Source organism: Ramlibacter sp. (genome assembly GCF_013697775.1).
Taxonomy (GTDB): Bacteria; Pseudomonadota; Gammaproteobacteria; order Burkholderiales; family Burkholderiaceae_C; genus Ramlibacter.
The window spans coordinates 1-6,405 of record NZ_JACCWG010000007.1 but is presented as its reverse complement, the minus strand read 5'-3'; the positions used below and the strand labels follow the sequence as shown (position 1 = coordinate 6,405).

At 69.6% G+C, this 6,405-nt stretch carries 8 protein-coding genes and 1 pseudogene; 5 read left to right on the top strand and 4 right to left on the bottom strand.

The window, feature by feature from the left end:
* Window positions 1-43: 43 nt before the first annotated feature.
* From H0U68_RS00595 to H0U68_RS00585, 3 genes are all read right to left on the bottom strand, one after another.
* Entirely contained in the window at window positions 44-760 is a 717-nt protein-coding gene (locus tag H0U68_RS00595) for a DUF4142 domain-containing protein (protein WP_296352100.1), read from the bottom strand.
* Between the two features lie 74 nt (window positions 761-834).
* The gene (locus tag H0U68_RS00590) at window positions 835-2,085 is read right to left on the bottom strand and encodes a hypothetical protein (protein WP_296352098.1); all 1,251 of its coding nucleotides are present in this window, start codon (window positions 2,083-2,085) and stop codon (window positions 835-837) included.
* A 142-nt stretch (window positions 2,086-2,227) separates the two neighbouring features.
* On the bottom strand, window positions 2,228-3,085 hold the full coding sequence (locus H0U68_RS00585; RefSeq protein WP_296352095.1) for a ZIP family metal transporter: 858 nt from the start codon (window positions 3,083-3,085) through the stop codon (window positions 2,228-2,230).
* Window positions 3,086-3,125: 40 nt separating this feature from the next.
* Here H0U68_RS00585 and H0U68_RS00580 point away from each other — a divergent pair, with 40 nt between their 5' ends.
* Window positions 3,126-3,368: a 4-oxalocrotonate tautomerase gene (locus H0U68_RS00580; RefSeq protein WP_296352094.1), complete on the top strand. Its 243-nt coding sequence runs from the start codon at window positions 3,126-3,128 to the stop codon at window positions 3,366-3,368.
* A 7-nt stretch (window positions 3,369-3,375) separates the two neighbouring features.
* On the opposite strand, the gene H0U68_RS00575 is transcribed toward H0U68_RS00580, so the two are convergent.
* Window positions 3,376-4,035 (bottom strand): response regulator transcription factor, encoded by a 660-nt coding sequence (locus H0U68_RS00575; RefSeq protein ID WP_296352092.1) that lies wholly within the window; start codon window positions 4,033-4,035, stop codon window positions 3,376-3,378.
* Window positions 4,036-4,275: 240 nt separating this feature from the next.
* Between H0U68_RS00575 and H0U68_RS00570 the strand changes: the two genes are divergently transcribed.
* The 4 genes and pseudogenes from H0U68_RS00570 to H0U68_RS00555 form a co-directional block, all read left to right on the top strand.
* The gene (locus tag H0U68_RS00570) at window positions 4,276-4,557 is read left to right on the top strand and encodes a PilZ domain-containing protein (protein ID WP_296352090.1); all 282 of its coding nucleotides are present in this window, start codon (window positions 4,276-4,278) and stop codon (window positions 4,555-4,557) included.
* 116 nt (window positions 4,558-4,673) lie between these two features.
* Window positions 4,674-5,243: an A24 family peptidase gene (locus H0U68_RS00565; protein ID WP_296352088.1), complete on the top strand. Its 570-nt coding sequence runs from the start codon at window positions 4,674-4,676 to the stop codon at window positions 5,241-5,243.
* Window positions 5,244-5,270: 27 nt separating this feature from the next.
* Window positions 5,271-6,128 (top strand): Flp pilus assembly protein CpaB, encoded by an 858-nt coding sequence (gene cpaB / locus H0U68_RS00560; protein ID WP_296352086.1) that lies wholly within the window; start codon window positions 5,271-5,273, stop codon window positions 6,126-6,128.
* Window positions 6,129-6,168: 40 nt separating this feature from the next.
* A pseudogene (locus tag H0U68_RS00555) lies at window positions 6,169-6,405 on the top strand (hypothetical protein); the annotation flags it as partial.

Below are 6,405 nucleotides of genomic sequence, written 5' to 3'. Positions count from 1 at the left end.
GCCCTCGCGGGGCCGCGCATGCCGCGACCGACGCGGTCGGCGCTCAACTTCCCTTGTTGGCTGGGGTGGGCATGCCGCCACCCGACGAGCCGACGGCGCCGCGATTGCCCATGGCCGCCGCCGCGTTGCCCTTGCCCGATTGCGGCAGCTTCTGCGCCTGCGCCAGGTGCTCGCGCAAGGTCGGCAGCGTCTTGGTGACCCAGGCCTTGAGCTGCGTGTCCTTCACGTCCTTGCTGGCCTTCTCGAACAGCCTGATGTCCTTCTCGTGGGCCTTCATGCCGACGTCGCGCACGAAGTCGCGGTCGAACTCGGCACCGCTCTTCTTGCCCAGCTTTTCCATGTCGCGGCGCATGGCGCGCGGCGGCGCGGCGGCCAGCTCCACGTGCTTGCCGTTGGCCAGCTGGATCAATTCGTTGTTGGCCGCGGTGTGGTGGTCCACCAGCATGCTGGCGTAGCTCTTCACGTTGGCGTCGGTGGCCTTGGTGGCTGCGAGCTGCGACACCTGCACCTCGAACATGCCGCTCTCGGCCGCCTTCTCGATGAACTTGCGGTCGCCGCGGGCGAGCTTGTCGTCCTTCTTGGTCTCTGAGTTGCGGGTGCCGGTGCCGGCTTGTGCCGCCGGCGCCGACTGGCCACCGGTGACCGACGAGCCGGTGCCGGACGTGCCGACGCTGCCGCCACTGGTCTGCGCGACCGCAATGCCGCAGGAAAAAACGATTGCCAGCAAAGCCGGCAAACGGCGCAGTGCGCTGCTCTTCATGAAAACGCTCCCATCATTGGAATCTTGAACAAGGTGGACGCAGGCCACTTGGCCGCGCGCCCACCGCTGCATGCTTACTTGCCCTTGCCGGAGGCGCTGCCGCTGCCGCCACTTCCGCTGGTGCCGCTAGTGCTTCCCGTGTTGCTGCCCGAGGAGCCGCCGACGCTGCCCAGGCCGCCGGAGTTGCCGCCGGAGCTGCCGCTCATGGTCTGGCCTGAGGCACCCATGCCGCCCAGCTGGCTGGTGCCGGAGCCGGTAGTGTCGCTGGCGCTCGTGTGGCTGGAGCCGCCGCTGCCGCTGGGGCTGGGGCTCGAGCTGGTGTCGCTCGCGCTGCCGCTGCTACCGGTGGAGCCGCTGCCCGTGGTGGAACCCAGGCCGCCGCTGCGGCTGCTGCGCCAGCTGCTGAAGTCGTCGGAGAACTTCTTGAAGCGCTCCTGCCGCCACGACTGGTAGTCGTTATCCAGGTTGCGGATCTGCTCCTCACGCCACTGGTGGTAGTCGGGATCGCTGGCGCCGCCATACGAACCCTGGCTGCTTTGGCCGCCCTGCCCGTAGTGGCTGCCCTGGCCGATGCCGCTCTGGCCCTGCTGCCCGTAGCCGCTGTGGCCGATGCCGCCCTGGCTGCCCTGGGCGCCGCCCCAGCCGCCGCTTTGCTGGCCGCCGACGGCACCGCCGTACTGGCTGTGCTGGCCCTGGCCGGAGCTCAGGCCGCCCTGCCCGTATTGGCCGCCGCCCATGCCGTAGCCCTGGCTGCCGCCGAAACCGCCCTGGCTGTGCTGGCCCATGCCGCCGTAGCCGCCCTGTTGCCCGCCGCCCTGTCCGCCGCTGTGCTGGCCGGGGCTGCCGCCCGATTGGCCGCCCTGGCTTTGCTGGCCGTAGCCCTGGCTGCCCTGCCCGCCGCTGTAGCCGCCACCGAAGCCGGGGGACTGCATGCCGCCGGCATTGCGGCCCCAGCCGCTCTGGCCGCCGCCGAATTCGCTGCTCTGGCCGCCCTGGCCGCCGTGCTGCTGGCCGCCGAATTCGGAGCCCGGGCTGCCGCGGCCGAAGCCGTGGCTCTCGCCGCCATAGCCGCCGTAGCCGCCCGATTGCTGCAAGCCGAACTCGGAGCCCGAACGCTGGCCGCCATAACCCTGCGAACCCTGGCCTTGCGAACCCTGCGATCCATAGCCGCCCTGGTTGCTTTGCTGCTGGCTCCAGCCGCGCGACTCGCCGCCGCCGCCGTAGCCCTGGCCGCGTTCCTGCTGCCCCTGGCTGCCGCCCTGCTGGGTGGCCTGTTCGCCCCAGCGGCTCTGCCGGTCGCGGTCTTCCTGGTCACGTGATGCCATCTGTGTTCTCCTTGCTGAGAGAGGAAATGCGACGGATGCGTGCGCTCCATCAACGCGCCACCTTAGAGCCGCGCGTGGTGCCGTTTTGTCGGACGGAACCGATAGCAGGTAGGACGCGAAAAGGAAGGCGCCGGCAAGCCCTTCAGTGTGCGTGGCCCAGCTCCGCGCTGGCCAGGCTGACCATGCTCACCAGCAGCATGCCGCCGAGCAGCCAAGCCACCTGCACCACCGTCTCGCGCGCACCCATGCGTCTTTGCAGCTGCGGGATGAGGTCGGCCAGCGCCACGTAGATGAAGCTGCTGCTGGCTACCACCAGGAAGAACGGCAGCGAGCCCGCGAGCCGCTCCACCAGCCACCAGCCGATCAGTCCGCCCAGCGTGGTCACGGCGCCGGCCAGCGACACTTTGACCAGCGCGGCGCGGCGGTTGTCGCTGGTCTGGCGCAGCACCACCAGGTCGCTGATGTGGTGCGGTACTTCGTGCGCGAGCACCGACAGCGCGGCGATCGCCCCCAGCCGCAGGTCGGCCATGAAGGCCGAGGCGATCAGCACGCCGTCGCCAAAGCAATGCACGCTGTCGCCGGCCAACAGCGTCCAGCCGCCGCTGTGCTGGCGCGCATGCGGTCCGTGCGCGTGGCCGTGCGCATCGTGTTCATCGTGGCCATGCGCGCCGTGTCCATGGTGCGCGTGGCCCTGGTGGTGCTCGTGCCCGTGGTGCCACAGCTCCGCCTTGTCCAGCAGGAAGAAGAACACCACGCCGCCCAGCAGCGTGGCCAGCAGCGGCTTGGCTCCGGCGGAACTCTCCAGGGCTTCGGGCAGCAGGTGCATGAAGGCGGTGGCCAGTAGCGCACCGGCGGCCAGGCTCAGCAGGTGCTGTTCGCGCTGGCCGCGGCCGGTGGCGTCGTGGCCGGCCAGCCACCCCAGGCGCATCAGCGCCGCGGCAAGCCACACGCTGCCGATGCCGGCCGCGAGCGTGGCCAGCAGAATCGCAAACAAGGTCATGAACTCATCTTAACAATGGGGCCGCGGCCGGGCGCCGTGCATGCGCGCGGCACAATCGCGGCTCGTTTCCGTTCAACCCCACAGGAGAGATCACATGCCCACGCTGCGCGTCGAATTGATGGAGGGCCGCACGCTCGAACAGAAGAAGAACCTGGTCAAGGCCTTGACCGACGCCGTGGTCCAGACGCTGGGCGGCAAGCCCGAGGCGGTGGACGTGCTGCTGTTCGACATCAAGCGCCACGACTGGGCGACCGGCGGCGAACTCTGGTCCGAAAAGAAGTAGCGCCCGCCTACTTGTTCAGCCCGTGCCGGGTGGCGTAGGCGTACAGGTCCAGCCGGTTGGCGAGGCCCAGCTTGCTGTAGATGGAGGTCAGGTGGTTGCGCAGGGTGTGCTCGCTGATGCACAGCCGCCCGGCGATCACCTTGGCCGGCGCGCCCGCCGCGCTGGCCAGCGCGGCGATGGCCTGCCGCTCGCGCACCGTGAGCGTGGAAATGCGCGACTGCTCCGGGTCGCGCGCCTCGGTGGCCTTGCGCCGCGCCATCTGCATGAAGATGCGGCCGGTGGCGCCGCGGTCGATCCACAGCTCGCCCTCGTGCACCTTCTCGATGGCCTTGAGCAGCATGGCCACCGGGTCGTGTTTTCTCACCACGCCGCGCACGCCGCCGCGCATCACGGCGTCATCCAGCACCGCCGCATCGCATGACTGCGTGATCAGCAGCAGCTTGGCGCGCAGCCGCTGCTGCAATTGCACCAGCGCGTCCATTGGCTGGCCGTCGTCGAAATCCAGCAGCACCACGCCGTCGGACATGGCCTCGATGCGCGGACCCGCCTCTTCCAGGGAAGGGGCCGAACCGATCAGTTCCAGGCGCGGCATGGCGGACTGCACAAGGCGCTCCAGTCCCCAGCTCACCAGCGGTGGGGCAACCAGGAAGACGCCGATGGAGGCCATGGCTTAATGGGAAGGATTTCCAGTAACGGTGCTGCCGAATAGTAAAGACCTGTTTGCAAAACCCCGGGTTCTGGTTGCCAATGTTTGCATTCGTATTGATTGGTTTCATCACTGTCGAGCAAAATTGCACCCTCCCGGGAGATATGTCACAGCCTTCGGCACAAGGGAGGTGATAACGACCGACACGAGAACGGGCAAAACCAGCCATGGCAGGCGGACAGCGCACAGCCACACTTCCGCATGTTTGACGAAAAGCGCGAGACACCCCGCGAGCCCATTACTTTGCCCATACGCCTGGAAGACGGGCGGGTCGGCATCACGCGCGACATCGGCCCTTCCGGCATGTTCCTGGAGATCGAAGGTCCCCCGCCGGCCGACGGCACCATCGTGTTCGAGATGGAAGTGCCGGAGACCGGGCTCAAGTTCAGCGCCCATGGCTGGATCGTGCGCGTGGAGCAGTTCGACGGCCATACCGGCTTGGCGGTCAAGCTGCTGGATCCGCGGCTCGAAGCCATCGCCTGACGGCCAGGACACAGAAGGGAGGCTTGTCCTACTGCGAAGAGTAGGCAACACCCAGGCGCCGTCGTCGGCGCGCTTCCATAGTTCGTATCGACGTCCACCGACACGGTACGAACTCCATGCAACAAGCCGCCCTCCACGCCGCCGCGCTCGCCCAGCCCCGCCTGGTGCTTCTGGCCGCGCTTTTGCTCACCGCCGCCGTGAGCGACTGGCGCACGCTGCGCATCCCCAACCTGCTCACCTTCGGCGGCACCGCCGCCGGGCTGGCCTGCGCGCTGCTGCTGCCGCCCGGTGACCAGGGCTTTCTGTGGGCCCTGGCCGGCGCCGGGGTCGGCCTCGCCGCGCTGCTGCCGCTGTACGCGGTGCGCATCCTGGGCGCGGGCGACGTGAAGCTGATGGCGATGGTCGGTGCCTTCGTCGGCGCGCAGTCCACGCTCTACGCGCTGCTGTTCGTGACAGCCGCCGGCGGCGCCGCCGCGCTCGCTTTCGCCGCGGCGCGCGGCGACCTCGGACGCATGCTGGGCAACGCCTGGGCGGTGGTGCGCTGGCTCGCGTTCGCCACCTTCGCCGGCCAGTCTCCGGCAATTGCGGCGCAGTCCATCGACTCGGCCGGCAAGCTGCCTTACGGCGTGTGCATCTGCATCGGCACCCTCGCCAGCGTGGCGATCGCGCCTCCCGGGTCGTTCTGACCCTTCCCTCGCGCTCGGAGAGCCAACATGAAGAACCTCAAGGCATTCGGTCTGCTGCTGCTGGCCGTGGTGGCGGGCCTGGCCGCCGCGGTGTATGCCGCAGGCTGGCTGTCCCGCCAGGGCAGCATCGCCGCGACCCGCGTGGTGGTAGCGGCCGTGGACATCGACCTGGGCAGCAAGGTCACGCCGCAGATGCTGTCCACGGTGGACTGGCCGAGCGGCTCGGTGCCGCCCGGCGCGTTCAAGGACGTCAAGGAGGTGCAGGACCGCGTGGTCAAGGTCGGCGTGAACCGCGGCGAGGCCGTGCTGGACCGCAAGCTGATGCCGGCCGGCTCGCAGGGCGGGCTGTCCGCGGTGATCGCCGAAGGCAAGCGCGCCATGACCGTGCGCGTGAACGACGTGATCGGCGTCGCCGGCTTCGCGCTGCCGGGCAATCACGTGGACGTGATGGTCAACGGGCAGCGCGACGCCGGCAAGGGAGAGATGCCGGTCCCGGTGAGCATGACGGTGCTGGAGCACGTGCTGGTGCTGGCGGTGGCGCAAGAGGCCGGCCGCGACGAGACCAAGCCCAAGGTGGTGAACGCGGTGACGCTGGAACTCTCGCCTGCCGACGCCGAGAAGCTCGACCTGGCGCGCAGCGTCGGCACCCTGTCGCTGGTGCTGCGCAACCAGCTGGACAAGGACCTGGTGGCCACGCCCGGCATCAGCAAGGAGCAGCTGTTCTCGCCCGGCGTGATGACGGCCAAGCTCGATGGGCCGCCCGCGCGCCCCGCGCCCGCGCCGGTGGTGCGCCGCGCCGCGGTCCCTGTCGCCACGGCGCCGCTCGAACCGAAGGACTGCGTCGAAGTGGTGAGCCACGGCAAGCGCGCGCAGCACTGCTTCTGAGCCTGCGCGCCCCAACAACAACGACCGCGGAGAAGACCCCATGCCAACCAGCCCCCGCTTCAAGCGCCTTCCTTGCCTTGCCGCGGCTGCCCTCGCCTGCGCCGCGGCCTGGCCCGCGCACGCGCAGCCCCAGGTGCAGCTGCCGCCCCAGGTGCAACCGCAGCCCCAGGCCCAGCCCGCTGCCGTGCGCGGTGCGCGTGGGCAGGCGGTGGCGCGCCCGCCGGCTCCAGTGTCCGCGCTGCGGCCTTGCGAATCGGTGGCCACCGACCCGCCCACC

Coding starts and splice junctions, on each gene's coding strand:
- H0U68_RS00595 (WP_296352100.1), bottom strand. CDS start 760: ATGAAGAGCAGCGCACTGCGCCGTTTGCCGGCTTTGCTGGCAATCGTT.
- H0U68_RS00590 (WP_296352098.1), bottom strand. CDS start 2,085: ATGGCATCACGTGACCAGGAAGACCGCGACCGGCAGAGCCGCTGGGGC.
- H0U68_RS00585 (WP_296352095.1), bottom strand. CDS start 3,085: ATGACCTTGTTTGCGATTCTGCTGGCCACGCTCGCGGCCGGCATCGGC.
- H0U68_RS00580 (WP_296352094.1), top strand. CDS start 3,126: ATGCGCGCGGCACAATCGCGGCTCGTTTCCGTTCAACCCCACAGGAGA.
- H0U68_RS00575 (WP_296352092.1), bottom strand. CDS start 4,035: ATGGCCTCCATCGGCGTCTTCCTGGTTGCCCCACCGCTGGTGAGCTGG.
- H0U68_RS00570 (WP_296352090.1), top strand. CDS start 4,276: ATGTTTGACGAAAAGCGCGAGACACCCCGCGAGCCCATTACTTTGCCC.
- H0U68_RS00565 (WP_296352088.1), top strand. CDS start 4,674: ATGCAACAAGCCGCCCTCCACGCCGCCGCGCTCGCCCAGCCCCGCCTG.
- cpaB (WP_296352086.1), top strand. CDS start 5,271: ATGAAGAACCTCAAGGCATTCGGTCTGCTGCTGCTGGCCGTGGTGGCG.